Source organism: Calothrix sp. PCC 6303, from assembly GCF_000317435.1.
Lineage (GTDB): Bacteria > Cyanobacteriota > Cyanobacteriia > Cyanobacteriales > Nostocaceae > PCC-6303.
The window spans coordinates 3033437-3059719 of sequence record NC_019751.1; the positions used below are offsets into that span (position 1 = coordinate 3033437).

General features: G+C 38.3%; 21 protein-coding genes and 4 pseudogenes. 11 read left to right on the forward strand and 14 right to left on the reverse strand.

Annotated features, from left to right (window positions below; translation table 11 throughout):
* The first annotated feature begins 35 nt into the window (after positions 1-35).
* Positions 36-1394, forward strand: a complete 1359-nt coding sequence (locus CAL6303_RS12525; protein WP_238993804.1) for a DNA cytosine methyltransferase — start codon at positions 36-38, stop codon at positions 1392-1394.
* A gap of 146 nt (positions 1395-1540) precedes the next feature.
* Here CAL6303_RS12525 and CAL6303_RS29205 read toward each other — a convergent pair.
* Both CAL6303_RS29205 and CAL6303_RS29210 read right to left on the reverse strand, forming a co-directional pair.
* A pseudogene (locus tag CAL6303_RS29205) lies at positions 1541-1854 on the reverse strand (hypothetical protein); the annotation flags it as partial.
* A pseudogene (locus tag CAL6303_RS29210) lies at positions 1841-1969 on the reverse strand (winged helix-turn-helix domain-containing protein); the annotation flags it as partial. The pseudogenes CAL6303_RS29205 and CAL6303_RS29210, both read right to left, overlap by 14 nt.
* A gap of 143 nt (positions 1970-2112) precedes the next feature.
* Between CAL6303_RS29210 and CAL6303_RS12530 the strand changes: the two are divergent.
* From CAL6303_RS12530 to CAL6303_RS12550, 5 genes are all read left to right on the forward strand, one after another.
* Positions 2113-2307: a heavy-metal-associated domain-containing protein gene (locus CAL6303_RS12530; protein WP_015198191.1), complete on the forward strand. Its 195-nt coding sequence runs from the start codon at positions 2113-2115 to the stop codon at positions 2305-2307.
* Between the two features lie 69 nt (positions 2308-2376).
* Positions 2377-4641: a heavy metal translocating P-type ATPase gene (locus tag CAL6303_RS12535; RefSeq protein ID WP_015198192.1), complete on the forward strand. Its 2265-nt coding sequence runs from the start codon at positions 2377-2379 to the stop codon at positions 4639-4641.
* Positions 4642-4655: 14 nt separating this feature from the next.
* Positions 4656-5171, forward strand: a complete 516-nt coding sequence (locus CAL6303_RS12540) for a cupredoxin domain-containing protein (protein WP_015198193.1) — start codon at positions 4656-4658, stop codon at positions 5169-5171.
* Positions 5172-5202: 31 nt separating this feature from the next.
* Complete coding sequence (locus CAL6303_RS12545; protein WP_015198194.1) at positions 5203-5823, forward strand: class I SAM-dependent methyltransferase; 621 nt, start codon at positions 5203-5205, stop codon at positions 5821-5823.
* 130 nt (positions 5824-5953) lie between these two features.
* A complete protein-coding gene (locus CAL6303_RS12550) occupies positions 5954-6367 on the forward strand; it encodes a heavy metal-responsive transcriptional regulator (RefSeq protein WP_041740505.1) in 414 nt (137 codons plus the stop codon).
* 200 nt (positions 6368-6567) lie between these two features.
* On the opposite strand, the gene CAL6303_RS12555 is transcribed toward CAL6303_RS12550, so the two are convergent.
* Positions 6568-7089: a hypothetical protein gene (locus tag CAL6303_RS12555; protein WP_015198196.1), complete on the reverse strand. Its 522-nt coding sequence runs from the start codon at positions 7087-7089 to the stop codon at positions 6568-6570.
* Positions 7090-7410: 321 nt separating this feature from the next.
* On the opposite strand from CAL6303_RS12555, the gene CAL6303_RS12560 reads away from it, so the two are divergent.
* A complete protein-coding gene (locus CAL6303_RS12560) occupies positions 7411-7851 on the forward strand; it encodes a YidH family protein (RefSeq protein ID WP_015198197.1) in 441 nt (146 codons plus the stop codon).
* Between the two features lie 49 nt (positions 7852-7900).
* Here the strand turns inward: CAL6303_RS12560 and CAL6303_RS12565 are convergent, their stop codons facing one another.
* Positions 7901-9283 (reverse strand): MFS transporter, encoded by a 1383-nt coding sequence (locus CAL6303_RS12565; RefSeq protein WP_015198198.1) that lies wholly within the window; start codon positions 9281-9283, stop codon positions 7901-7903.
* 101 nt (positions 9284-9384) lie between these two features.
* Positions 9385-12534, reverse strand: coding sequence for an efflux RND transporter permease subunit (locus tag CAL6303_RS12570; protein ID WP_015198199.1), 3150 nt, complete (start codon positions 12532-12534; stop codon positions 9385-9387).
* Between the two features lie 214 nt (positions 12535-12748).
* Here CAL6303_RS12570 and CAL6303_RS12575 point away from each other — a divergent pair, with 214 nt between their 5' ends.
* Positions 12749-14557 carry a hypothetical protein gene (locus tag CAL6303_RS12575; protein ID WP_015198200.1) on the forward strand — a complete coding sequence of 603 codons (1809 nt, stop codon included), beginning with the start codon at positions 12749-12751 and terminating at the stop codon, positions 14555-14557.
* Between the two features lie 29 nt (positions 14558-14586).
* Here the strand turns inward: CAL6303_RS12575 and CAL6303_RS30320 are convergent, their stop codons facing one another.
* Together CAL6303_RS30320 and CAL6303_RS12580 are read right to left on the reverse strand one after the other, a co-directional pair.
* Positions 14587-14736 carry a hypothetical protein gene (locus tag CAL6303_RS30320; RefSeq protein WP_158333145.1) on the reverse strand — a complete coding sequence of 50 codons (150 nt, stop codon included), beginning with the start codon at positions 14734-14736 and terminating at the stop codon, positions 14587-14589.
* 71 nt (positions 14737-14807) lie between these two features.
* The gene (locus tag CAL6303_RS12580; protein WP_015198201.1) at positions 14808-16505 is read right to left on the reverse strand and encodes an efflux RND transporter periplasmic adaptor subunit; all 1698 of its coding nucleotides are present in this window, start codon (positions 16503-16505) and stop codon (positions 14808-14810) included.
* Between the two features lie 366 nt (positions 16506-16871).
* Here CAL6303_RS12580 and CAL6303_RS12590 point away from each other — a divergent pair, with 366 nt between their 5' ends.
* Positions 16872-17507: a class I SAM-dependent methyltransferase gene (locus CAL6303_RS12590; protein ID WP_015198202.1), complete on the forward strand. Its 636-nt coding sequence runs from the start codon at positions 16872-16874 to the stop codon at positions 17505-17507.
* 133 nt (positions 17508-17640) lie between these two features.
* On the opposite strand, the gene CAL6303_RS12595 is transcribed toward CAL6303_RS12590, so the two are convergent.
* From CAL6303_RS12595 to rppA (CAL6303_RS12610), 4 genes are all read right to left on the reverse strand, one after another.
* The gene (locus tag CAL6303_RS12595; protein ID WP_015198203.1) at positions 17641-18366 is read right to left on the reverse strand and encodes a DUF305 domain-containing protein; all 726 of its coding nucleotides are present in this window, start codon (positions 18364-18366) and stop codon (positions 17641-17643) included.
* Between the two features lie 199 nt (positions 18367-18565).
* Entirely contained in the window at positions 18566-19315 is a 750-nt protein-coding gene (gene rppA / locus CAL6303_RS12600; protein ID WP_015198204.1) for a two-component system response regulator RppA, read from the reverse strand.
* Positions 19316-19842: 527 nt separating this feature from the next.
* Positions 19843-21210: a two-component system sensor histidine kinase RppB gene (gene rppB / locus CAL6303_RS12605; protein WP_015198205.1), complete on the reverse strand. Its 1368-nt coding sequence runs from the start codon at positions 21208-21210 to the stop codon at positions 19843-19845.
* 5 nt (positions 21211-21215) lie between these two features.
* Positions 21216-21923 (reverse strand): two-component system response regulator RppA, encoded by a 708-nt coding sequence (rppA, locus tag CAL6303_RS12610; RefSeq protein ID WP_015198206.1) that lies wholly within the window; start codon positions 21921-21923, stop codon positions 21216-21218.
* A 281-nt stretch (positions 21924-22204) separates the two neighbouring features.
* Between rppA (CAL6303_RS12610) and CAL6303_RS12615 the strand changes: the two genes are divergently transcribed.
* Together CAL6303_RS12615 and CAL6303_RS31110 are read left to right on the forward strand one after the other, a co-directional pair.
* Positions 22205-22687 carry a DUF2808 domain-containing protein gene (locus tag CAL6303_RS12615; RefSeq protein ID WP_015198207.1) on the forward strand — a complete coding sequence of 161 codons (483 nt, stop codon included), beginning with the start codon at positions 22205-22207 and terminating at the stop codon, positions 22685-22687.
* Between the two features lie 365 nt (positions 22688-23052).
* The gene (locus CAL6303_RS31110) at positions 23053-23508 is read left to right on the forward strand and encodes a DNA cytosine methyltransferase (RefSeq protein ID WP_238993805.1); all 456 of its coding nucleotides are present in this window, start codon (positions 23053-23055) and stop codon (positions 23506-23508) included.
* 97 nt (positions 23509-23605) lie between these two features.
* Here CAL6303_RS31110 and CAL6303_RS29215 read toward each other — a convergent pair.
* From CAL6303_RS29215 to CAL6303_RS12640, 3 genes and pseudogenes are all read right to left on the reverse strand, one after another.
* A pseudogene (locus tag CAL6303_RS29215) lies at positions 23606-23806 on the reverse strand (TolC family protein); the annotation flags it as partial.
* 68 nt (positions 23807-23874) lie between these two features.
* Positions 23875-24694 (reverse strand): annotated as a pseudogene (locus CAL6303_RS29220) (IS5 family transposase).
* A gap of 574 nt (positions 24695-25268) precedes the next feature.
* Entirely contained in the window at positions 25269-26276 is a 1008-nt protein-coding gene (locus CAL6303_RS12640; protein WP_015198208.1) for an iron-siderophore ABC transporter substrate-binding protein, read from the reverse strand.
* Positions 26277-26283: the final 7 nt, after the last annotated feature.

Here is a 26283-nt window from a genome sequence, read left to right on the forward strand (position 1 = left end):
GAGGCTTGTGCAAAAAGTTATCATTAATTTTAGCAGTGTCTAATTTCAACATGAAATCAACAGCAACAAAGAAAAAGATAGCTGTGAGCCTGTTTTCTGGAGCGGGTGGGTTTGACTTGGGATGCGGTGTAAGTTTTGAAATAGGTATAGCAATTGATAACAATCCTATTGCCTTGGCTACGTACCAACAGAATTTCCCCAATGCGACGGTATTGTGCAAAGACATATGTGAGGTTACGGGAAAAGAAATACGCGATCGCATTCAGGCAAAGTATTCAGATTGGGATGGGGAGATTGATCTAGTTTTTGGTGGTCCTCCGTGTCAAGGGTTCAGCGTTGCTGGACAGCAAAACGTTGAAGATAAAAGAAATGGGTTGGTGGGGGAGTTTGTCCGGCTGGTTTTGGAACTCAATCCTTTAGCGGCAATCATGGAAAATGTGCCGGGAATTGAGAATCAAAAATTTGGTTGCATTACTGCTAATTTACAAGCGGTGTTAGAAGAACATTATTTTCTATCCAAGTGGAATCTGAATGCATCAAATTATGGGGTTCCCCAAGCTAGAAAAAGGGTGTTTTTTGTGGCATCGAAGTTTGGTAACATTATGCCACCGCAACAGTTACCACAGCATAATGTTAGGGATGCAATAACTGACTTATTCCCAATTCCCCTACTCCCCAAACAAAACACTCAAGTTGTCTCACCCGATTGGGAAAAGGGTAAATATGGCAAGTATCTTGAGGAAATATTTCCTAACCCAGGTACAATAACTAACGAAATCACCGGATTTACCGCGACGAAACATACACCAGAAGTAATCGAGCAATTTATCAATACTTCCCCAGGTGCGAGAGAAGCTAAATCTAGATCAAAAAAACTCGAATGGGATGGTTTATGCGTCACATTACGAGCGGGGAGTGGTAATCGCACTGCATTACGCCCAATTCATCCTTCTGAACCACGGGTTATTTCGGTGAGGGAAGCTGCTCGTTTGCACAGTTACCCTGATTGGTTTAATTTCAGCGAGCTAATACTTCATGCTCATCGGGAAATAGGTAATTCTGTGCCTCCATTGCTGGCGTATGCTGTAGGGATGCAAATTAGGGAGTATTTGGAATCTCATGTCAGTGATACTCGATTATGCAAAGCACTGCCACCTACGATAGAACGACTCTTTTGGGTATGTTTACACCGTCGCTCAAAAAGTAGTTGGGAGAATAATCTTCATGAGCGATTTGTTTTGCTCAATGAAATGCAATTTTTAGACAGCTTTAATCAAATCAGCAAAGAGCGATACGCTCTGCGTAAAGCCTTTGGCTTATCACCTCCATCCATATCCTTCGGTAGAGGCAAGCTACACATAACAGAAGTCACAAAACAATTACCAGCAGAATAAAATTTAGTTCGGCTTAGATTAAGTTGCAATACAACTCTTTCAAGCCAAAAGCCGAACGCCTACTTTTTACTAGTCGTAATATTTAAAGGCTATTGAATTATAAAAGTGCTACCTTTTCCCAATTCACTTTGCACAGTCAACTTACCTTGGTGCCTTTGGACAATTGCTTGCGCGATCGCCAACCCAGATAACCACCAACTAGCTAATGCGATCGCACTCATCGTGATTAGCAGTCCCAGAGCCAAAAACAATTTTACAGACTCTAAATATCGATTGAAATCTTCTAAACTTCGTCCAACTTGGATATAACCCCAATTTCATTATCTAAAGCAATGACATGAGCGTGAAAAACTGCTCGATAAAAGCCAAAAGCACTAACAGATAAAATCAAACCCATGACAACAGCATACCAAAGTGCCAAATTGATCCGAGTGAGACGGAAAAGTTTATTTTGGTTCATCAGAAGCGTTGAGACGATATCCTAAACCATGTAAAGTTTCAATTGGATTGGTACAGCCGCTATTAGTTAATTTGCGTCGCAGTAACCGTATTTGTGCGGCAACAACATTTGTTGATATTTGTAACTGGAAGCAAATACTAAAACCCTTGACTGCCTTATCTCACAGCTATGTTGGGTAAAAAATTTTGTTTAACCCCTTGACTCTCCTCTCCACTGGAGAGTTCAGAATAAGATCAGTTATTCAAAGGGTAATTAAATATGACACTCCAATTAAAAGTTTCCAATATGGTTTGTTCTGCTTGTGGTGAAACCATTACAGAAGCGATAAAAGCTATTGATCCTCTTGCTGTAGTTGAAACCGATGCAAAAACCAAGTTAGTCAGCATTGAAACCCAAGTAGCAGAAATAGCAATTAGAGAAGCAATTACAACTGCTGGTTATTCAGTTGGGTGATGTCAAAGAAGGAAACTTAAACGCAGAGTTTTAATAAATTTCTGCGACTTCGTATCAGGAGGAATAAAAATGGCAAATACCACCCTAAAATTACGCGGGATGAGCTGTGCATCCTGTGCAAAAAGCATTGAAGAAGCTATAAGTTCTGTACCTGGTGTTAGTGAAGGTATCGTTAATTATGGTGCAGAACTCGCAACAATAGAATATGACCCTAGAAGAACCAATATTGCAACTATCCAAAGTGTAGTAAATGAGGCTGGTTATTCTGCCTTCCCCTTGTCAGAACAAAACCCAACCATAGAGGAAGATGAAGCCGAAAAACGTAGACAAGCCAGGGAAACCCGTAAATTAACCCGTAAAGTAGTTGTATCGGGAATTCTCAGCGCTATTATTATCATTGGTTCTATCCCGATGATGATGGGTTTCGATGTACCATTTATCCCTACATGGTTGCATAACCCTTGGGTGCAATTAGTGTTAACGATTCCAATCCAATTTTGGTGTGGTTTATCTTTCTACAGTAATGCATGGAAAGCTTCTAAACGCCATGTGGCAACGATGGATACCTTAGTTGTATTGGGAACTAGTATGGCGTTTATTTATTCGCTATTTCCGACATTTTTCCCCAATTTGTTTATCTCTCAGAGCTTAAGACCAGAGGTATATTATGAAGCCTCTGCCGCAATTATCACCTTAATTTTACTGGGACGATTACTAGAAAGTCGTGCAAAAAAACAAACTGGGGAAGCTATTCGTAAACTCATTGGTTTGCAACCAAAAACCGCGCGTTTAATTCGTAAGGGAAAAGAAATTGATATTCCCATAGAAGAGGTGCAAATTGGGGATGTAATATTAGTTCGTCCTGGGGAGAAAATTCCTGTTGATGGTGAAGTCATAGAAGGTACATCAACTATCGATGAATCTATGGTGACAGGGGAAAGCGCTTCTGCGAAAAAACTACCTGGAGATGAGGTAATTGGGGCGACTATTAACAAAACTGGTAGCTTTAAGTTTCAAGCAAAGCGAGTAGGGAAAGATACAGTTTTGGCTCAAATAGTCCAACTTGTACAACAAGCTCAAGGTAGCAGGGCACCCATCCAAAGATTAGCAGATCAAGTCACCGGATTTTTCGTTCCTACGGTAATAGCGATCGCGCTCCTGACTTTCGTCTTGTGGTTTAATGTTATGGGGAATCTGACCCTGGCTTTGATTACTATGGTAGGAGTATTTATTATTGCTTGTCCTTGTGCATTGGGTTTAGCAACTCCCACATCAGTCATGGTAGGAACGGGTAAGGGTGCGGAAAATGGTATTTTGATTAAAGGTGCTGACAGCTTGGAATTGGCACACAAAATTCAAACTATTGTGCTGGATAAAACCGGAACTATCACCCAAGGTAAACCCACGGTGACGGATCTTGTTACCGTCAACGGAACTGCAAACGGGAATGAAATCAAATTATTACAATTAGCTGCGTCTGTGGAACGAAATTCCGAACATCCTTTAGCAGAAGCAGTTGTCAAATATGCACAAACCCAAAATGTAGAGACGCGATATATCGCGTCTGATTTTGAAGCTGTAACTGGTAGCGGTGTCCAGGGTATTGTTAATAACCATCTGGTACAAATTGGTACGCAACTATGGATGTCGGAATTGGCTGTAAAAACTCAAGACTTGGAAAAAGAAAAAGAACGTTTAGAGTATCTTGGTAAAACTGCCATATACATCTCGGTTGATGGCAAAATTGCCGGATTAATGGGGATTGCGGATGCAGTTAAACCAACATCCATCCCAGCTATCAAATCCTTGCAAAAACTGGGCTTAGAAGTAGTTATGCTGACGGGAGATAATCGTCGGACTGCGGAAACTATAGCCAATGAAGTTGGCATCAAGCGCATTTTAGCAGAAGTTCGTCCCGACCAAAAAGTAGCTACTGTTAAAGAATTGCAAAGAGAAGGGAAAATTGTGGCAATGGTGGGTGATGGTATTAATGATGCCCCCGCACTTGCTCAAGCTGATGTAGGGATTGCCATTGGTACCGGAACAGATGTTGCGATCGCAGCTAGCGATATCACCTTGATTTCTGGTGATTTACAGGGTGTGGTGACGGCAATTCAGCTTAGTCATGCAACAATTCGTAACATTCGGCAAAATCTATTCTTTGCCTTTATTTACAATATTGCCGGAATTCCCATTGCTGCGGGTATTCTTTTTCCATTTTTCGGTTGGTTACTCAACCCAATTATTGCAGGTGCAGCGATGGCATTTAGTTCTGTTTCTGTACTTACAAATGCTCTACGTCTGCGTAATTTTAAACCCAAGGTAATTGCATAAATAGGGGGTGGGATATGTTAATTAAAAAGGTAATTCTTGGTAGTTTTCTCAGTTTGGGATTACTAATTAGTGGGGAAGAAATACTAGCACAAAATACTCATGAAATGCCACACAGTAAAAATTCACAGACAACTGAGTTTCAGCGTATCGAACAACAATTATGGGTAAAAGCTGCCGTGACAGCAGGAGGTTTGGGATTAATTGGATTGAATTTGTGGTGGTTTTTGTTAAGTAAAGCAAAGTCCCAAAAAGCAACATCATCTAATGGTATTCAAGAAGTTACAATTACAGTAGATGGTGGTTATGAACCTAGTCGAGTAGTGCTCAATGTAGGTCAAAGGGTTCGTCTCAACTTTCTACGTAATGATCCTAGCAGTTGTTTAGAAAAAGTCGTTTTCCCTGATTTTCATATTGCCCAAGACTTGCAACTTAATCAAACCACACCAATCGAGTTTACACCTGAAAAAACAGGTGAGTATACCTTTGCTTGTGGAATGAATATGTTTCGTGGTGTTGTGGAAGTGAGGTAGTAGAAAAATAAGTCATAGAGGATTTAGAATTATGGGATTTTATTCACAAGTAATTTTACCGCGTCTTCTGGATTGGAGTTTATCAGACCCAACTTTCGGAGAATATCGTCAGGAATTACTTACAGATGTCAAAGGAGAAGTTCTAGAAATTGGTTTTGGAACTGGATTAAATCTCGCATTCTATCCTCCACAAATTCAGAAAATCACCACTATAGATATAAATCCTGGGATGAATGCTTTTGCAAAAAAGCGTATTAGTGAATCAAATATAACAGTTAAGCAATTAATGCTATCAAGTGAAAATTTATCAATACTAAATAATACTTTTGATAGCGTTGTCAGCACTTTTACATTATGTAGTATTGCAAATGTAAAGCAAGCACTTCAAGAAATTTACCGCATCCTCAAGCCAGGTGGTAGGTTTTTCTTTTTAGAACATGGGTTAAGCGATAAACATAACATCCAGGTTTGGCAAAATAGACTAACACCAATTCAAAAAGTTATCGGAGATGGATGTCATCTCAATCGAAATATTCGGGAGTTGATAGAAGAGCAATTTGATGAGGTTGAACTTCAGGAATTTACACCTGAAAAAATGTCAGATATTATCGCTCATCTATATAAAGGAATCGCAACTAAGAGTGCAACATGAATAATATGGATAAAAATGGCAAGTGTTCAACAATTAAAAGTAAATACTTTGATGTTCAGTTTTAACCCTCTAATTAACTAGAGAGTTGATGCTCAAGAAAGTAAAAGATTTAGCGAGGGGAATATTAAATATGTTGCTCAAAGAACAAGGAAAACAAATTGGTGTTGTTGCCAAAGAAAGCGGTGTACCGATTAAAACTATTCGCTACTATGAGGAATTAGGTTTACTTCACTCATCAGGTAGAACCGAAGGTGGATTTAGATTATTTACCTCGGATGTTTTGTCTCGCTTACACTTTATCAAACGTGCCCAAAGTCTGGGATTAAGCTTATCAGAAATTAAGGAATTTTTACAAGTTCACGACCAAGGAAAACTACCTTGCGATCGCATAAAAGCTAGATTGCAAGATAAGGTAGCAGTTATTGAAAAACAAATCCGAGAAATGACGATTTTTAAGCAAGAGCTAGAAGGGCTAATATCAGGTTGGGAACTTGTGTCTGATAATTCCGAAAATGTAATTTGTCCTATTATTGAAAAAGCCTAATCTAGAGCAACATTTCCCTTGATTTAATTGTGTTTTAAAGTAATTGTCTCAAGTCATAGCGGATATTTAGCATTCCATCATTTTTAGTTTTTAATCCTATTGATAAGTTTTAAACTGTAATTTTAAATTAGATTAGTATTCATAATAAATAGCTATTATGAATACAATTATAACACTCAAATTAGGATAAATTAATGAAACTACTGATTAAAGTTAAATCGACCGCTTACTTTTTCACCTCCAATATCAGCAGTAACTTTCATTTGATATTGACCTACGACATTTCCGGATAGTATATTAGTGTAATTTTTCTCCTTCGCATCATATTTTAAATCTAGATTTTTCTGAGTTCCATCAGGTAGTTGAAGTTGTGCTGTAACTTTCGCATTTGTTATAGGTTCGTGCTTTTCTCCCTTTTGCACATGCAAATGCAGATGTGTTTCTTTTTCTGCTTTTTCTGCGATTAACTCTAAATGATATTGACCAGATTCTACGACTTGACCACCATGAGAGTGTTCTTTACCTTCCTCATGTTTATCTCCTTCTTTTTTTGATGCAACATCTGATTTTGGAGTCTCGCTTTTCGAGGTTGTATCGGTGGCAGTTTTCGCAACTTCTGTTTTCTCGCTGGAAGCGCTTTCTTGAGTTCCACCACTGCAAGCACCTAAAAATAGTAGACCCGTACTCGCTAAAATAACGAAGCCGAATTTGAGATATTTCATTTCTTTACTCCTCACTAATATAATTTAGGATGACAGCAGGGGATGAAATTAGGATGAAATTTTGAGATTTTGAATAAAAAAGTTTTATCATAATTAATTGTAGTCTCTAGGGAAAAGTATCGTAGGTACAGCAAGTTTTTCCAAATTGTTATAGCTCGCTAAATCCTACAGAGTCGAGTAAAGCACCAACTAAAATTAATTTGGTTGAAGTCTCCTCCATTTGAGCAACCTCTTGACTTTCGTTTGTGATTACACTGTAGAAAGTAAAAAGAAGAATTAGAGAACATTTATTTAATTGATATTAAATCAAAAAAAAATCAAATGCCGAATATCGATCGTCAACGAGAACATCAAGCTAACGAGCGTACATTCCTTGCTTGGTTGCGTACTTCCATAGCATTAATTGGCTTTGGTTTTGCCATTGCTCGTTTTGGTATATTCTTACGTCAACTAAATACTGCTATTACTCAAACTGCTATTACTCAACAGGAAGTTTCTGCTCATCCTTTTTTCAACTCAGAAAATTTGGGTCTGGCTCTGGTACTGTTTGGTATTGCTGCGATCGCTTTGGCAGCATGGCGCTACAACCAAGTTTATTGGCAAATCGAACGGGGAAATTATCAACCTAGCCGTTTGATGGTTTGGATAATGACTGGGGTTGTGATGGTTTTGGGTATTTTGAGCATTCCTTTACTACTTTGGCGAAATCACGTATCTCCATCTAGCATCAAAAATCAACCCCAATCCCTTCACCTACATTAATTTTCGCGTAAGTCTATCCTTTGACACATAACAGTTGTGGCGAAACTTTTTAATGAATGTGATGATGATGAACATCATGATGATGAGGATGACTGTGGGAAACAATCATTGTGTGTTCGTGAAGATGAGTATGAGGTTCACTCAATAATATCTCTCCATCATGTTCGTGTTGATGGTGTTCGTCGTGAATATGCTTGTGTTCGTGCAAAATCGGATAATGTAAATGTTCGTGAGAATGTGGTGAGAGGGCAATTTGGGCTATAACTAGTAAAGCAAAGCCGATTAAAGCACCATAGAAAAATTCAACTTCAGCAAAATTACTCCCCAACCAACCTGCCAAAGGATAAGATATTACCCACCACAAATGACTCCAAGCAAAATGAGCGCCATAAACTCGTCCTTGGGCATCTGTAGGAATACGGTCGGCAATCAATGTTTGCGTAGGTAAGTTGACACAGCTTTGCCCAATTCCCGCTAATAACCATAACATCATCAATACTGGTAAATTTGCATAATTTGCAGGCAATAAAGCCAGGGTTATCAGCCCCGCACCAAAAACTATAATACTTGTTCTTGTGAATCGTTGAGCAAAAGTACCAACAATTACAGCTGCAACTGTCGCCCCGATGCCAAAGGCAGCCATGACCCAACCATACTGCATATTCCCAAATTTCAGCGTCCCTTGAACGTAGCCAACAGTATTAACTAAAATCTGTGCTCCAGCTATTGATGCAACCAACTGCATAAATAAGGCATAGCGAATATAAGCATCATTAAATAAGCTAGTTGTACCATTTCTAACATCGCGCCAAGTTCGACCTCGCGTACTTAATGATTGGTTCGACTGGACTTTTAACTGACCAGGTAGCGTAAAAATTAATACTCCCGCAATCAGAAAACTCAACGCATCCAGAAAGAAAACCTGTCTGGCTCCTATTATCCCTGCAATACTTCCAGCGATACCAGGACCAAGGACACCCAGTAATTGGTAGGTCGCGCTAGAAAGTGCGATCGCTTGCGGGTAATCATCCTGTCCAGTCACTAGGGGAATTGTGGCTTGATAGGTTGGTGTAAAAAAGGCATTAAAAACATTTAGCGTAAATATGAGTATATAAAGTTGCCATACTTGAGTCACAAAAGGTAACAATCCCACAATCACCATACGGATAATGTGGGTTACTACCATGATTTTTTTGCGATCGAAGCGATCGGCAAATGCTCCAGCGATGGGTGCAAGTAACACAAATGCGGTCACACGGAGGGTTAAAGCGACTGAAAGCACCACTGCGGACTGTTCTTTTGCCAACTCAAAGGCAACCAAAGCCAGACCAACCCAAGTCAGTGCATCACCCAAAAGGCTTGTGGTTTGGGCTGCGTAAAGTCTTGCAAATATAGGGTTTCTCAGACTACGAAACAAGGTAAAGTTATTCATTCACAATCAAATCATTTATTCAAAGCTAGCAAAAGTAACAAGGCTAAATTTTGGTATTAATCTGGATAAATCAATTTTCTAAGATCGCCAATCTAAATATTTTACATGTGCAGAAAAAATTGCTCCTCTTTCTGTTCAATTTCTTTCTGCCTCTTCGGAAATAAATTCTTACCAAACTTGGCATAGAAAGCAGGTAAAACAAGCAAAGTTATCGCTGTAGAAGAAAACAAACCACCAAACACAACTATTGATAAAGGTTGCAAAAGTTCTTGTCCGGGACCACCTTGTAGTACCATTGGTGCTAAACCCAACGCTGAAGTTAAGGCTGTCATCAAAATTGCATTGAGTCGTTCCATTGACCCTTTGACAATAATATCTTTCAACGCGATTCCTTCGGCATATTTACTATTGTAATTATCCACCAATAATAAACCGTTGCGAGTTGCTACCCCAAACAAGGAAACAAAACCAACTAAAGATGCAACGGAAATTACTCCACCTGTTAAAGCTACGGCAATTACACCACCAACTAAACCAATCGGCAAGTTAATCATAATCATCGCCGTAGAAGCAATAGATTTAACCGAAAGATACATAATTACCGTAATGGCAATAAACGCGATTATACTAAAAACGAGAATATTTTGTGTTGCCCGTTCTTCAGCTTCAAATTGACCTGCGTATTGAATAAAGTAACCTGGAGTAACTTGAACATTACGTTTAACTTTAGCTTCGATTTCATTTACAATCGAGCGTAAATCCCGACCTTTGGCATTTGCCGAAACGACTATCAAACGGGATACATTTTCCCGATTAATTGTATTTGGTCCCTTACCCTCATCAATTTTAGCAACGCTACCCAAAGGAATTTTTTGTCCATCGGGAGTATCAATCAATAAATTACGAATTGTTTCTAAATTTTGTCTTGCTTCGGGTTTAAACCAGACAATTAAGGGAAAAGATTGTTGATTTTCTAGAACTTGAGAAACAACTTTACCGTTGAGTGCAGTTTCGATTGTATCGGCTAAATCTCCTACAGTCTGACCATAGCGACTTGCTGCATCACGGTCGAATTTGATTTGAATTTGTGGTACAGGAAGCTGTGGTTCGAGTTGCAAATCAATTACACCATTAACTGTTGCCATTTGCTCTTCTACTTGCTGTCCAATTTTCCGTAATTCTCCTAAATCAGAACCAAATATTTTCACAGCTATGGAACTCCGCACCCCAGATAAAACTTCATCCATTCGGTGGGATAAAAATCCACCAATATTAGTTGCTGCACCTGGTATTTTCTCAAATGCTTTCCGCATTACTTCCAAAGATTTTTCACGCTTTTGCATTCCTTCCTTGCTTAATTCAATATCAAGGTGAGCCACATTTACACCCGCAGCTTCTGAATCTCCTGAAGCACGTCCGGAACGTGTTTGAATAAACTTAAATCGGGAATCATTTTTTAATGCTTCTTCGATCACATAACCAGCTTTTGTACTAGCTTCAAGAGAACCTGTTGGGTAGGAAATCAAGGTATTTACCATTGTTTGTTCTTGAAATTCTGGTAAAAATGCCCTACCAAATGAAGGAATAACCACAATTGATGCGACGGTTAAAACTGTAGCAACACCCACAATTAATAATGGATTTCTCATCGAAAAATTTAAGCATGATGCATAAATTCTCTTACAAAATCTTGCTAACCAAGGTTCTCGTTGAGTTACTTTTAGATTCGGTAATAAAATTGCACATAAAGCTGGAGAAATTAATAAAGACTCCAAGCTAGAAATTACAACTACTACCAAATAGGAAATACCCATTGGTGTAAAAATTCTGCCTTCAATTCCCGGTAAGGTAAAAATCGGCGAAAAAACAATAATCCCGATAATTGTGGCACCAATTAATGAATCCCGCACCTCTTGCGAACCTTCAAAAATTATTTCTAATGGGGATAAGGGATTTTCTGAAGTTTTATTTTCTCTTAGTCGTCGATAAGTATTTTCACCATAGACAATTGCGTCATCAATTGCAGTACCAATAGCAACCGCTAAACCTCCCAAAGTCATTGTATTTAATCCAATTCCTAACCAGGAAAGTGCGAGTAATCCAAATAGTAACGTCAGGAAAAAGTCAAGTAAACATACTGTTAATGTCCGCCAATTCATCAAAAAAGGAATCAGAACTATCGCCGCGATAATACTACCTTGAATTAAAGACGATCGCACGTTATCAACAGAAGATTCAATATAACTATCTTGGCGAAATGTAGTCGTAACTTTAATATTTTTTGGCAATCCCGCTTTGATTTCTCCTACCGCTTTTTCTACGGCACGGGAGACAGTCGGAGTGTCAACTGTTGGCTGTTTATTCACCATAACAATAATTGCGGGTTTGCCATTAAAACTGCCATCACCCCGTTTGATTGCTGCTCCAATTTGGACATCAGCAACATCTTCTAATCTTACTGGAACGCCTTTGCGAGAAATAATTGTGGATTTCTTCAGGTCTTCAATTGATTCAATTCTGCCGATACCTCGAATCAATTTCTCTGTATCTGCTGTAATAAAAAAGCCACCAGGGGCGTTGACATTAGCTTTTTGAGTCGCTTGGGTAACTTGTTCTAAGGTAATATTAAATGCTGCTAATTTTACTGGGTCAACTAATACCTGAAATTGCCGCTCATCACCACCAAAAGTTAACACTTGACTCACACCAGGAACAGCTAAAAGGCGATTTGTGACTTGCCAATCAACGATTCGACGAGCTTCCATGAGGGAATTAGGGGTTGAACCACTGGAAGAATTCTTTCCTTCTTCAACAGTAAAAGCATACTGAACAACTAAACCTACCGGGGAAGTGGTGGGAGATATCTGCGGAGTTTCTACCCCTGGTGGTAGCTTGCTTGTGGCTTGTTGTAGTCGTTCGGTGACTAACTGACGAGCTTGGTATATCTCAGTATTCTGGTTAAATATGACTCTCACCGCCGAAATTCCTGCCGCACTCGAAGAACGGACTGCGGTGACTCCCGGTGTGCCATTAATTGCACTTTCAATTGGTAAAGTTACTAAGGATTCTACTTCCTCCGGTGCAAGTCCTGGTGCTTCAGCTTGGATTTCTACTTGCGGTGGGGCAAAAGCTGGTAGCACATCCAAGGACATTTGAGGGATGATGTAGAATGTCCAAAAGGAAACAAGAACTGTAGCTAATACAACTAGCCAACGTCGATCGATTACCCACCTTACAATGTTACTGAGCATTATTTTTATGTATTTTAGCTGGGATAGTAGCTTGGTATATGCTGTTTGCAATTAGCTACTATATTTAATGTCCCAGACCAAGATGAAATCAGGATGAAATTTGTGTAATTTATGTTGCTGAGTGATAAGTTTAAGGAGGATTTTAATTTTTTGTGCATAAGAATTAAATGTACGTTAATATACTCAAGATTAAGTATGTTAGACCCTCAAAGCTATGTACGAAGCTTTCATTGATTTAGACGAATTAATAGTACGTTGTAGAGATAAGCAGGCTAAAAAATTTATTCAAGAAGCAGTTGCCTGTTACAAAGTTGGAGCCTACCGTTCTTGCATTGTCGCAATATGGAATGCTGTTGTATTTGATTTTCTTCATAAATTGAGAGAATTAGAGCTTCTGGGAGATAAAGAAGCCTCACAATTGTTAGAACACTTTGAGAAGCTTAGTTCAGAAAAAAAAGTTAAAGAGCTTTGGCAGTTTGAGTCAGATATTCCCAAGAAAGCACTCAAGCCATTTGAACTAATTTCGATTGTCGAGATGTCCGATATTGAAAGATTATTTGAGGATAGAAGCCGATGCGCTCATCCTTCTATGACATCTTTAGAAGAACCATTTGAAGCTACAGCAGAATTGGCACGCTATCATTTAAGAAGCGCAGTTACACACCTTTTAGAAAGACCACCAGTTCAAGGTCGTGCTGCCCGTGACAGAGTTTTTCAAGATATTAAATCTGAGTATTTTCCAACAGTTCCAGAACTGGCGATAAAATATTTCCAAAAAAGTCCGTTAGCTCGCGCTCGTTTGGCTCTGATTAAAGACGTTATTCTCGGACTAACAATAAGCTTGTTGACAGAAAATCTTCCTGAAGACGAAAGAGCGCGTCAATTCTCAGCAATACATGCAATATCAAGCATGTACCCTGAGCAAACAAGAGAAATATTAAATGAAAAATTGTCTGATATTATTATTAACAAAGTTCAAGATAATCATTGGGATAATGTAATTATCTACCTTGGTCATATCAAAACTTGGGATACTCTTACTGAGCTATGCCAATTAAAAGCGGTAGCTTTTATAGAAAAGCTTAACATATTTGATGCATCAAGATACGGCTCTTTGTCAGAAAAAAATGCAGAAGTATTTTTAGAAGCCTTTCATATAGCTTTTTTAAAAGAAGCTATATCTATTAAACTTCAAAGCCTTACTCTGAACAAACTACTATCTTTCAATGAATTTTCTGAAAAGAAATTACAAGAAAATTTAGTTAGTAAAATAATACAACCCATCTTAGAAAAAGCAATACCAAAAGCTAGTTTTGATAACTTAATTGCAATGAAATCAAAGAATAATAATTCTTTGAATGATAAAATTAATTTATATTTGGCTGAGACAATTAAGGAAGCTTTTTTAGAAGAATTATTAGAAGAATTATCGCAAATTACGCAGGAAGAAAAGTTGTTAAAAATTACTGAGCAACGACTGCTGTACTTACTAGAGAATGCTTCTTTAGAAAAGTTATTTGAAGTGCGTGAATCTTATTTGTGTTCATTATCTTGCAGGAATCTAGAAAAGGTTATTGAAATGCTGAATACTTGCGTTGTAAGGTTATGTAAAAAATCTGGATTTGATGAATTAATACTAATGAAGTCAAAATATAGTGATGATTTATTAGAGGAGCTAATTCAACCTATATTAAAAGAAAATATTCCCCAAATAGTAAGTAAGTTTAGGTCTTCTTCCTCATATAATAATGCTGAATCAAATGCTTCTATATTATCGGAAATAGCAGATTCTCTCAGCGATACACAATGGGAATCTATCCTGAAAGGATTCTGTGACAATGATCAAATATATCATTCATTCGCATGTAATAATATTTTTAAGCATTTATTCAAGAAATCTATTGAGCTTAGTGGTTCCATACAGCCATATTGGTTACCTTTTAGAAAAAACTTAGATAAGTTTGGAAATAAGGAGATTAATGGACTTAAACAAGTTATTGATTATTACCTTCTTGTTGAGTAATTTTTTACTGCTTAACAATTTTTGTAGTGTTACAATACCTTAATTTGCTGTTGTGACAAATTAAACCTAAAGTGGTTCTTACTTAAGAATGCGATTAAAATCGATAATGTTTCTGTGATTCCTTGAAACATGTTGGTTTGGTGTTGCGATCGCACCTGTAAACTATAGGTTTGTTGCACAATCTTTAAACTTACCTCAATCCTTTCTGTTTCAAAATTTCATCTGCCCAAGCAGCATTTCCCCCCGATATTTAAGATATTTTATCCTCTTTCTCTCCCTTATCTACCACAGACGCACCCAATAAACTCGGTTGCTGATGGTTGTGGTTATCTAAGTACACCTCAGCCTCATAACTAAAGCCATTTATATCCCCAACCGTCACTAAATCTTGACGCTGACGACGAGACGACCAAAAATTACCAGCAGCAAAACCAGCAACAGCAATAACTGTACTCCCTCCTGCTGCTAATAACCACCAAGGTGCAGGCAAGTTACCTTTAACCTGGGTTTCCTCTTCGTGCTTATCCCCTTCTTCCCCATGATTATCCTTTGCTTTTTTACTTCCACCCCGCAAAGATTGGGCATAAAGTTGAGTTGCACGCTGAGTAACAATAATATCACCCTCAAATAAACCAGTCTTCACCTCCACCATGTCACCGGATGTTTGTCCCAATGTCACTTCTGCTGCTTGATAGGCATTACCATTTTGGATGTAGACTGATTTTTTCCCATTAGTATCGACTACTGCTGATGCAGGAACTACTAAAGTTGCTGTGGACTGCTGACCCGTCAAAACCTCTAATTCGGCAAACATCCCAGGTTTGAGTAGTCCCCCTGGATTAGCGATCGCAGCTTGGACGGGTACTACTCGCGTCTCACCCTGCACTGATGTACCAATGCGGGTAATTCTGCCTGTAAATATGCGTTCGCTTAAACTCGCAACTCTTAAATTTACCCTTTCATCAGTTTTAACTTGACCCAAATCTTTCTCGTAAATATTGGCTGTGGCAAACACCTGACTGTCGTTGACAATCGTCATCAATTTCCCACCTGCATCATTAAATGTTTGTCCGATTGTGACTTCTCTGTCAGCAACTTTACCGGAGATGGGAGCGGTTATAGTTACTAATCCCTTGGAATTAGAACGATTTCCTAGTTGCTGTAGTCGGGTATTATAAGTAGAATCGCTGAGACGTAACCGTTCCTGTGCTACTTGCACCGCAGATTGGGCACGTTTAATTTGTGCCTCCGCTTCGATAACTTCCCGTTTGCTGTTTGCTGTGGTGTATTTAGCTTGTGCTTCTGCAAGTTGAGTCTGGGATTCTAAAGCAGTGCGACGGGGTAAAGCACCCTCTGTTGCAAGTTGCTGATCTTTACTATATTTTTCCTGGGCAAATGCCATCTGACTTTGGGCTTGTTTGACCTCTGCATCAGTTATCTGTAAATATCTTTGATAATTTTGCTGGGCTAATTTCAAGTCAGTTTGTGCTTGTTGTAGAGATGCGATCGCATCGGCGCGTTTTTCTTGAGAGGTGACGCGCAAATCTACTAAATCGGGACTGGTGACGACGGCAACGGGTTGACCTTTGGTGACAACTGCACCTGGTTCCACCAATAATTCTACTACTTTCGCGCCTTGAATTGGTGTTGTCACTTCCACTTTTTGGTTGGGCAAAGTTTCGATTTGTCCGGTGGTTTTGATTCCTAAAGCTAAAGGTTGCCTTTTAACTGCTTCTGTTTTGATACCTAACCGTTGGGCTGTTTCCGTATCTACATTTACTGAACTATTGGCATCGCTTCCCCCCTGAAAAGAACTTGCACCACTATGGTCGTGTCCCGCACCTGCAAATACTACGGTGGGTGCTGTTAGCAGTAATACACTGAGGATGGCAGAAGAAACGCGACAAAGTGATATTATTCGATTTTTGGTTAGGTTAAGCTGTTGCATCGTCCAGAGATTCCTTTTATAAACAGCGAATTTAAATCCCACAATGGTTAAAAAAACTTAACCACATACTTCACAGTTTGTCACGGGAGAATGAAATTAGGATGAAATTTGGATGCAGTAGACTAATAATTTTTTCTGGTAGCAATGATTTACTTTATTTGCTGTATTTGCTGAATCTCGATTGCGAGTTTTTCTATCTGCGAAGCTTGCGCGACATTATCGAGAAACCCGAAGCGGAAACCCAAATAGCGATGTTTGGGGAATCCCCCGCTATATCGGAGTAGCGATATAGCGGTGGGAGGAGGTCAAGTAGGCTATCCTCGAAAATGTTAAGTTTGAAGCAACTCAAATAAGCTTGACTTAAAAATGATGACAGAACTCGATCCTGTTCAACAAGAGTATTCTCGCATTGCTCATAAGTACGATCGCCGTTGGTCGTTTTATATTGAAGCTACAATTCAGGCAACGCTGAGTCGTCTGGATATCCATTCAGGAGATCGAATTTTAGACCTCGGTTGCGGTACAGGTACGCTGATTCAAAATTTGCTGAAAGTTGCTCCAGAAACAGAGATAGTTGGACTCGACCCTTCTGCTGAGATGTTAAACGTCGCTAGGCAAAAGCTACCTGCTGCAATCGATTTAAAAGTTGGTAGCGCAACCAGTATTCCATTTTCAAGCAACAGTTTCGATGTTTTAATCTCTACCAGTGCTTTCCATTACTTTCCCAATCCCGATCTAGCTATTCAGGAAATGCAGAGGGTTCTTAAACCTGGAGGTTTTCTTCTCATCACCGATTGGTGTCATGACTATCGAACTTGTCAGATTTTAGACCTCGCGCTTCGTATGTTCAATCGCGCTCATTTTCGTACATACCGAGTTTCTGAATGTCAGAATATGTTGCAAGATGCTGGGCTTGATGAAGTCGTTATTGAACGATATAAAATCGATTGGTTTTGGGGAATGATGACAGCAAAAGCTATGAAGCAAGTCGCCGTAGCATAGTAACTCTGTTCGTGAGGTTACTAGCTATTGGTAATGGGAGCATTCTTGAAGTTTCCTGATAACGCATTCACATAGCGTAGCCTGTCGCTCTACCACTGAGTAACTCCAAAGAAGTATGGCTCCCATAATTCACTTACTTTTTATACCAAGTTTGTCGCCATTGTTGCATTTGCTTAATCTCGCCTTCCTGAGACGAAATAATCGCAGTTGCGAGTTTTTTGATCTCAACTCGCTTTGATTTATTTAAAGCATCCTTCGCCATCATTACAGCCCCTTCGTGGTGGGGAATCATCGCATTGATAAACCGCAAATCAAACTCAGTGTCGGCTGCACCCAAATCCATGTCCATCCGCATCATTTTCATCTGTTCGGGAGACATTGCCATCATGTGTTTCATTTCTGTGTGCCAAGCTTGTGCCTCTTCCGGTGCTTTTGGATACCAACCCTTACGCCATTGCTTGAGTTCCTTGATTTCTTTGTCTTGAGCTTTAATAATTTCATTTGCCAGCTTGAGAATTTCTGGACGCTTTGATTTATTTAAAGCTTCTTTTGCCATGACTACAGCACCTTCATGGTGGGGAATCATCCCATCAATAAATCGTAAATCGTAGTTTGCATCAGCAGCACCCAAATCCATATTGTGACTCATATTGCCATGCTGCATACCCTCATGGTTCATGCCACCATGCTGTTTATTCGATACTTCGGTGGTGGTGTTTGAAGCTTGGGTTTGCTTGTCACTTTGTCTTGTACTAGAACAAGCCGTTATTAGAATGGTTGCGGTAATGAGTGCGAACGACTCACGTCGCGCAAGCTTCGCTAAAGCCAAAGAAGTCGTTTTTAATGAGGGAAGTTTCATAGATCCAATTTCCAAGGAATTTATATAGACTTAAATATTATTCTCGATACTACAGTTAAGTGGAGAGTCAAGTAGATGTTCGGTAATTACTGCTGATGTTCGTAGAAACCGTTCATCACCGTCAACGTCTTAATATTAAGTCTGCCTTGGCAAAATGAAATCAAGATGAAATTTGTGTCACTGAATCTAAGTCCAAAAATTATGTCGATTCATCCATCAGATTAAAACGATATCCTAAACCATGTATAGTCTCAATTGGATTAATGCACTCGCTCAGTTTTTCCCGCAGGATTCGGATGTGAGTAGACACCACACAACTACAACTTTCTGAGTGCAACTGTCGTAGATGAGTACGAATTTGTTCGCTAGAGATAACCTGGGTTGGATGCTTCATTAAATATTCCAAAACGTGAAGTTCTTTATTGGTAAGGTAAATTTCTCCTCTTGCCAAAGCCGAATTTTCACATATCACCGTATTACTACAGTAATCAAGAGTTAAATTACCAACAGTAAGTTGAGACGATTCCAAATTTCCGAAACGTCGTTGTAACGCTTGTAAACGCGATACCAGTTCCACCATATTAAATGGTTTTACCAGGTAATCATCAGCACCTGCATCCAAACCTGCAATTTTATCTTCGATCCTATCTCTAGCTGTCAGCAGCAAGATAGGGAGAGGGTTATTATGTTTCCGTAATCGCTTGCACAACTCCAAACCTGTCACACCAGGTAACATCCAATCAAAAATAGCAAATGCATACTCAACCTGTTGGTTCTCCAGATGTATCCAAGCTTCAGTCCCATCTTTCACCCAGTCAACTAAATAGTTTTGCTGTTTTAATACCCGTTTGAGTGCTGCACCAATGTCGGGTTCATCCTCAACTAGCAGCACCTTGAAATTAAATTCTTGTTTTTGTAATGATTGGTTAGATTTTTGTGAAGTAAGCATGATTTGTAAAAAGGTTATCTCTAACTACTACGTTGACAAAAATTAATGAAATTTGGATGAAATTTATGATGATAAAAATGAACGTCTTGGCTACGACTGAGTACAACCGAGAAACGCTCGACGTAAAAACTGAGCGAAGTCGAAGTTTTAATTACTCAATTCACTAATTCGTAAATACTAATAATAAAATATTCACTAATTTTTACAGCACTTCCGGCAGCTATGAGGTACACACTCAAAGCTGAAAACTATGAGTAGGAGAGGGACAAGAAGAAAAACTGTATTATGTAATAGCCGGAAGTGCTGTAGTCAAATAACGACCTACCATAAACTTTTAAGGTTTTTTAATAAGAACTATTATCAAGAAATTAGTCAGATTATACTTATATGTCGCAGGTAAAAGTCAAGTAATATATAAAAACTTAGTATCTTTTAATACTTACTTCATATGTCGCAGGTAAAAGTCAAGTAATATATAAAAACTTAGTATCTTTTAATACTTACTTCATATTTCAAGCATTTACTTATCACTCAGCACTGAAAACAGGTAATCGCACAATAAAAGTGCTACCCTTACTGAGTTGACTTTGGACTTCGATACTGCCTCCATTTGCTTGCGCGATCGCTTTTGCTATGGCTAAACCCAGTCCCGAACCACCTGTGCTGCGGGAACGGTTACTATCAACACGGTAAAATCTGTCAAAAATTCGTGGAAATTCCTCTGATGGGATACCAATACCCGTATCTCGCACTTCTACCACAGCATCATCGTTGTTGCGCTTGAGGGTGACATTTACATAACCACCAGCAGGGGTATATTGAATTGCATTTGCAATTAGGTTGGAAAATAGACGTAAAATTTGGTCTTCATCTCCTAACACATGTAAAGGTTGGGAATATTCTAATGAAGATGTTAGTTGTAAATCAGTATTATTTGCTAAATCCGAAAATTCTTCCAGCAAATCATTAATTAAATCGTTGAGACAACAAGATTCTTTTTGTACAACTTGAGTTTTTTGGTCAAATCTCGATAATAGTAATAAATCTTGGACTAATTCTGCAAGTCGATTATTTTGACGTTTAATCAATCTTAAAGTTTCTCTTGCTTCCTGTTCAGATAAATATTCTAAATCAAGTATAGTTTCAACAGTAGCATTAATTGCTGCTAAAGGTGTGCGTAATTCGTGCGATGCGTCGGAGGTAAATTGCTGCATTTGTTTGTAGGATTTGTCAATCGGTTGCATTGCCAAACCCGCTAACCACCAACTCGAACCACCTACTAAAATTACACCGATCGGTAATGCGATCACAAAAAATATTTTGAAACTGAAGATGCGATTATCCAATTCTTTGAGGCTTCTACCAACTTGAATATAGCCCCAATTTTGATTACTTTGTGTATATAATAATATCGACTTTTGACTATAGCGATTACCTTGGGGATCTTTGAGGGTTTGCCAAGTTTTTGAATTGAAAGCTTGCGGTAGTTCTTGCGGATTAAATCCAGCTACTGCAATTAATTTATCTGAAATATCGACAAAACGAATGTAATATTGTTTATCTTGATAAACACTACTAAACATCCCATGTTCTCTATGCAAAAATTTTTGATATTTAGAATGATTTGAATTAGGACAATCCGAATTAGCCAAACAAAGATTAGGTAAAATTAACTCAATAATTGGCTCAATCTTAGCTGGTTGTTTTAAACTTGGTTCGATAACATTATGTAGAGTTCCCGTGACAGATTCTAATTCTCTATCAATGGAAACTAAATAAGCTTGAATCATCACCTGATATACACTGAAACCACAAATAGCAAGAATAACAGCCATTACTCCTGCATACCAAGCTGCAAGTCGCCAACGAGTTTTATCAAAAAGCTTTATTTGCATTGATTTTACATTTTATTGCCATCATCAGGATTGAAACGATAACCCATACTAGGGATAGTTTCAATTACGCGATCGCAATTATATTCTGATAGCTTGCGTCGCAAAAGTCTGACTTGTGCTGCAACTACATTACTAACTCTCTCTGTACTAAAACTATAAATGTGATTCAATATTTGGTCACGATTAACTATAGTATTGGGATGCTTCATAAAATATTCCATTAGATGAAATTCTTTTTTAGTTAAATTAATTATTCTTTTATTGCCATCAATACTTTCATAGCAAACAGCATAGTTAGCATAGTCTAAAATCAACTTTCCAACTCGCAATTCTGAAGATTGAAAATTTGGAGAACGACGTTGTAATGCTCGTAATCGCGCTAATAACTCTGCCATCCCAAATGGCTTTGTTAAGTAATCATCAGCACCTGCATCTAAACCAATTACCTTATCATTCATACTATCTTTTGCAGTTAGCATTAAAACAGGTAAAGAATGACTACGAAGACGTAAACGCTTGCATAATTCTATACCCGACATTCCCGGTAACAACCAATCGAATATCGCTAAAGTATACTCCGTCCAATTATTATCTAGACAACACCAAGCCTCATCTCCATCTTGAACCCAATCAACAATATATTTTTCCTGATGTAACTTCCGTTGAATCGATGCACCTAAATCTGGTTCGTCTTCAACTAATAATATCTTCATAACTAGTAAAAATAATGCTCTTAATAGCTTGACAGAATCGGATGAAATTAGGATGAAATTTTAACGCGGCTAAAAAATACTTAACTAGTGCATCGGTTCCACCCAACTAAAAATTACTATAGCTGTAGTCTATTACAAATATAAGTAAAACCAATGTATTGATTAATGCGTTAACTCCAAAATTTCATCCAAATTTCATCCCAAGCTGTCAAATTAGGTATATGAGTTGATTTTACGGATTAGACAGCTTAATTATTCGTGTTGTGAAGAAAAACTTAATTATGAAAAAAACACTATTTTTAGCTTTTGTACTGACTGCGACAACTGGATTATTCGTTCCTAATAGTCATGCTAGTGCCAATGAAAATGGCACATTACCCTATATCAGCGCTAATAACAGTTTTCCCCCAACTCGTGCCGATATAGTTAGACACACTTTTGAAATCAGCAATCCTAACAATAGTAAGCAAATTTCTCAAATTATGATTCAAGTTCCAGAAGTTGTAAAGTGGAGCAATAAAACTAAGGATGTGGTTGTAACTGATAAAAGTGGGAAGAAAGTTAATGCTAATGTATCTATTAAAGATCAGAATATCGAGCTAAATTTTCCTGAATCTATCGCTCCCGGTAGTGAATTAGAAATTGATATTAAAAATATCGAGCGAGTTACTCAAGGGAATGGTCCCGTTTATCGTTTGTTCGCCAAATTTGATCCTAATAGCACTCCAATGTCGATTGGGATTGCTAGATTTAGATTATATTAATTTTAATTTTTAATTAATTTTCACAAAATAGTATCCCCAATTTGATCAAAATTGGGGATACTATCACTGTTTGACAGCAGTATATAAATTGGTTTGCTTAAACTAATGTTCGGGATGCAATAAGTGACTTATTACCACTTCCCCTACTCCCTAAACAAAACACTCAAGTTGTCTCACCCGATTGGGAAAAGGGAGAATATGTCCGGTATCTTGATGAAATATTTCCCAATCCAGGCGTAATAAGCAACGAAATAACGGGATTTGCAGCAACGACACATGCATCAGAAGTAATTCAGCAATTTATCAATACTCCCCCAGGTGCGAGGGAAGCTAAATCCAGAGCCAAGAAACTCGAATGGGATGGTTTGTGTGTCACGTTACGAGCAGGTAGTGGAAATCGCACTGCATTGCGTCCGATTCATCCTTGTGAACCACGGGTTATATCAGTTAGGGAAGCTGCACGTTTGCATAGTTACCCCGATTGGTTTAATTTCAGCGAGGGAATACTTCATGCTCATCGGGAAATAGGTAATTCTGTGCCTCCATTGCTGGGATATGCTGTAGGGATGCAAATTAGGGAGCATTTGGAATGTCATACTCCTACCCTAGAAGTAGACAGGAAGTGGCTTCTGGAAGTTGGGCTTCTTAGGAGACATCGCATTCAATACCCATATCCTGGAAATTACTTGGTTGTAACGATTTATTGGAATTACAATCATTTATTCTTTAGGGTCAGTGAAATCCTATTGTCAGATAGATTAAGCAAAATCAGCCAAGAGCGATATGTTCTGCGTAAAGCCTTCGGTTTATCACCCCCATAAGCTGTTAAGCAGCTACTTTGTATATTTAAAGCGGGCAAGATGCCCGCACCACAAAGGTTATGATTTTTGAATTTATATGATTTAGCTGCGTAGCAGCTTATCTACGCCTCGGTAGAAGTAAGGAACCACCACTAACAGCCCTTTGCAAACCGCCTAAAGCGCGATTGTAATCCAATATAGCCCTAATCCGATTACCCTCAGACCTGGTAAGCTCAGTTTCAGATGCAATAACGTCTGTCTGAGTACCCACACCCGCGTTAAATCTCAGCCTTGCTAAAGTTAAAGCCTCTTTAGCTTCATTAGAACTCTTGCAGAAATATTTTATGGTAAGCTAGGGGGTTTGATAAAACCAGAATTGTTGAAAGCTCATCCGGTAAGCTGAAGCTCGTAATTGTAGAGTGCAGCAATCAGATTACAACGCAGCCCAAATCGCCGACGACGATTACGATAACGCTCACGAAGAATCTTAAAAATTTTTAAGGAACGATTGATATGCTCACTAATGACTCGATGTTGAGCTAACTGACGATTAAAACCCTTGTCTTCTATGTTCGGCAGCTTTCGGTTTCTTTTTAGGAATTTTGCTTTTGGGATGAAGTTTAGTGATCCCTTGATAACCAAGATCTGCCAATCCTAAAGTTTTCGGATGAAAGCGCACTTGACTATTTTTGAATAAACGAAAATCATGATGTTTACCCTGACCATGAGCAGTGCAAATAATTACACCTGTACTTACATCAACGATGATTTGTGATTTCAAAGTGTGCTGTTTCTTTTTTCCACTGTAAAATCGCTTCTGCCCATATTTGGGACGTTCAATTGGTGATTCAGTCACATCAAAGGCTACAGTTTCCGGATTCTTCTCTTGTAGAAGAGACTTTTTTCCTGGAAGAGTGAACCTTCACGAACGAATTAAGGTATTTTCGACTTTATGAACAGTTCGGCAGACTGTCGATTCCGACACACCCCAATCACTTGCTATATGAAAGTAAGTGCGATATTCTCGCCAATACTGTAGAGCCGGCAGAATCTGATCTTCTCTACTTAATTTTGGGCTACCTGAAGTTTTCTTGAGTTTGATGTACCGCCCCATCACACCTACCATTTCATTAAAAGTCTTTCTTCTTACTCCAAACGAGCGTTTAAATTCTCTGTCCGTCAAGATTTTGCTTTGTTCGTATTGCATATTTCGTCAAGATGCGTCTTGGCAAACCCCTTATCCCACCATAAAACATTTGTGCAAGAGGTCCAATGTTTATGATTTTTACAATCATTTTGGCGATGAGTGCATAATCTACATCAAAATCTCGGAAAAACCTTAATCATTCGCTTATAATTCGATTCATTTTTGGCACAGTTGCGAAAACCAGTTGCTAATTCTACCAAGTTTACTGTCTTTACTCTTAATAAGGAGATTAAAAATAACGCTAAAAAGCTTAAACGCGCTCCATGCCATCCTAAGTATGGTTTTAGTGTGTCTCGTAATAAGTTAATCTGGTTCATGGGGGTTTCTTTGATTGTGTGGTAACTTTCGATGAAGCCCTTTCTCTGTAATCTTTGCAAGCTTTTTCTCTATTTTTTGTCCTGTACAGAGATCTGATTTATACGAGAAACAGCAAACTGGGATAACCAAGTTTGACTATATCTAACTCTATTTTCTTAGTTTAAACTTAACACCTTGAATTCTTATACTAGATATATTTGGATGGAACCATAACGTTTTATGTTTCTGTTAAGCAGTCAGATGTATTTTATCCACTCTAAATGCTACGTAACGGTAAATACTTTAATAGATCGCCTAAAATTTGATTAGCACCGATAATCCCCCATGCGGAAATCCAAGTTTCTCCCGTAACTGAATAAACTCGACTTTCTTTAACCGCTTGCAAGCGTGACCACAGAGGATGATGAGTGAATTGTTTCAATTTTAATGGATTATCCCCCCCCAGGATTAAGAAAATAATATCGCCATCAAGTTGAGGAATTAATTCTAATGAGATATTTTCGTTAATTTTATCTTTGTCTTGATAGGAAGGACGGGATAAACCTATTTCTTTAAGAATCGAACCACAAAATGAATAGTTCATATAAAGACGAGTATAATTAGCCCAAAAACTCACTACAGACACTTTATCTTGGAAAAATTTTTCATCTATTTTAGTGCGTAAGTTTTCTATTCTTTGCTCATACTCTCGCAGTAGCGTCTCAGCTTTTTGCGTTTGACCTAATGCCTCAGCAAATTGTGTTAACCATCGTTTCCAGTCAATATCTCCATCGACTAAAACAGTGGGTGCTATATAAGATAGTTGTTTGTATAATTCAGCATCCCAATATATACCGAGAATTAAATCTGGTTTTAAATATAAAATTTGCTCTAAATTAGGTTGACCATTCATACCAATTTTTTTTATTCCTACCGTTTTATATTTCAGATAATTAGGAAAATTATTCCCCTCCATGGTTGTGGAACCTATTGGTTTTACTCCCAACGCTAATACATTATCTAAGCCACCTATAACAACGACACGCTGAGGATGTAAGGGTACTTTTGTTTCGCCCAAAGCATGTTTAATAACTCTTGTTTGACTAGTTAGATCAGAAGAACTTGATACCGAGTCATTTGAAATATTCGTTCGACAACTAATAAGAATTAGAGATAAAATTATAGCTACTATGGGTAAATTTGTAGAGTTATCTTTACAGGCAATTATAAATTTGCAAAAAGGATTAAACAATAGATTTTTTAAAGTTAAAATAATTACTTTCATAAATGTT

Excerpts from the sequence above, each read along its gene's own strand:
- CAL6303_RS12570 (WP_015198199.1), bottom strand. The coding sequence starts at position 12,534 with ATGCTCAGTAACATTGTAAGGTGGGTAATCGATCGACGTTGGCTAGTT.
- CAL6303_RS12555 (WP_015198196.1), bottom strand. The coding sequence starts at position 7,089 with ATGAAATATCTCAAATTCGGCTTCGTTATTTTAGCGAGTACGGGTCTA.
- CAL6303_RS12580 (WP_015198201.1), bottom strand. The coding sequence starts at position 16,505 with ATGCAACAGCTTAACCTAACCAAAAATCGAATAATATCACTTTGTCGC.
- CAL6303_RS12565 (WP_015198198.1), bottom strand. The coding sequence starts at position 9,283 with ATGAATAACTTTACCTTGTTTCGTAGTCTGAGAAACCCTATATTTGCA.
- CAL6303_RS12595 (WP_015198203.1), bottom strand. The coding sequence starts at position 18,366 with ATGAAACTTCCCTCATTAAAAACGACTTCTTTGGCTTTAGCGAAGCTT.
- CAL6303_RS12640 (WP_015198208.1), bottom strand. The coding sequence starts at position 26,276 with ATGAAAGTAATTATTTTAACTTTAAAAAATCTATTGTTTAATCCTTTT.
- CAL6303_RS12560 (WP_015198197.1), top strand. The coding sequence starts at position 7,411 with ATGCCGAATATCGATCGTCAACGAGAACATCAAGCTAACGAGCGTACA.
- CAL6303_RS12540 (WP_015198193.1), top strand. The coding sequence starts at position 4,656 with ATGTTAATTAAAAAGGTAATTCTTGGTAGTTTTCTCAGTTTGGGATTA.
- rppA (WP_015198206.1), bottom strand. The coding sequence starts at position 21,923 with ATGAAGATATTATTAGTTGAAGACGAACCAGATTTAGGTGCATCGATT.
- CAL6303_RS12590 (WP_015198202.1), top strand. The coding sequence starts at position 16,872 with ATGATGACAGAACTCGATCCTGTTCAACAAGAGTATTCTCGCATTGCT.
- CAL6303_RS12615 (WP_015198207.1), top strand. The coding sequence starts at position 22,205 with ATGAAAAAAACACTATTTTTAGCTTTTGTACTGACTGCGACAACTGGA.
- CAL6303_RS12550 (WP_041740505.1), top strand. The coding sequence starts at position 5,954 with ATGTTGCTCAAAGAACAAGGAAAACAAATTGGTGTTGTTGCCAAAGAA.
- CAL6303_RS12530 (WP_015198191.1), top strand. The coding sequence starts at position 2,113 with ATGACACTCCAATTAAAAGTTTCCAATATGGTTTGTTCTGCTTGTGGT.
- CAL6303_RS12535 (WP_015198192.1), top strand. The coding sequence starts at position 2,377 with ATGGCAAATACCACCCTAAAATTACGCGGGATGAGCTGTGCATCCTGT.
- rppB (WP_015198205.1), bottom strand. The coding sequence starts at position 21,210 with ATGCAAATAAAGCTTTTTGATAAAACTCGTTGGCGACTTGCAGCTTGG.
- CAL6303_RS12575 (WP_015198200.1), top strand. The coding sequence starts at position 12,749 with ATGTACGAAGCTTTCATTGATTTAGACGAATTAATAGTACGTTGTAGA.
- rppA (WP_015198204.1), bottom strand. The coding sequence starts at position 19,315 with ATGCTTACTTCACAAAAATCTAACCAATCATTACAAAAACAAGAATTT.
- CAL6303_RS12545 (WP_015198194.1), top strand. The coding sequence starts at position 5,203 with ATGGGATTTTATTCACAAGTAATTTTACCGCGTCTTCTGGATTGGAGT.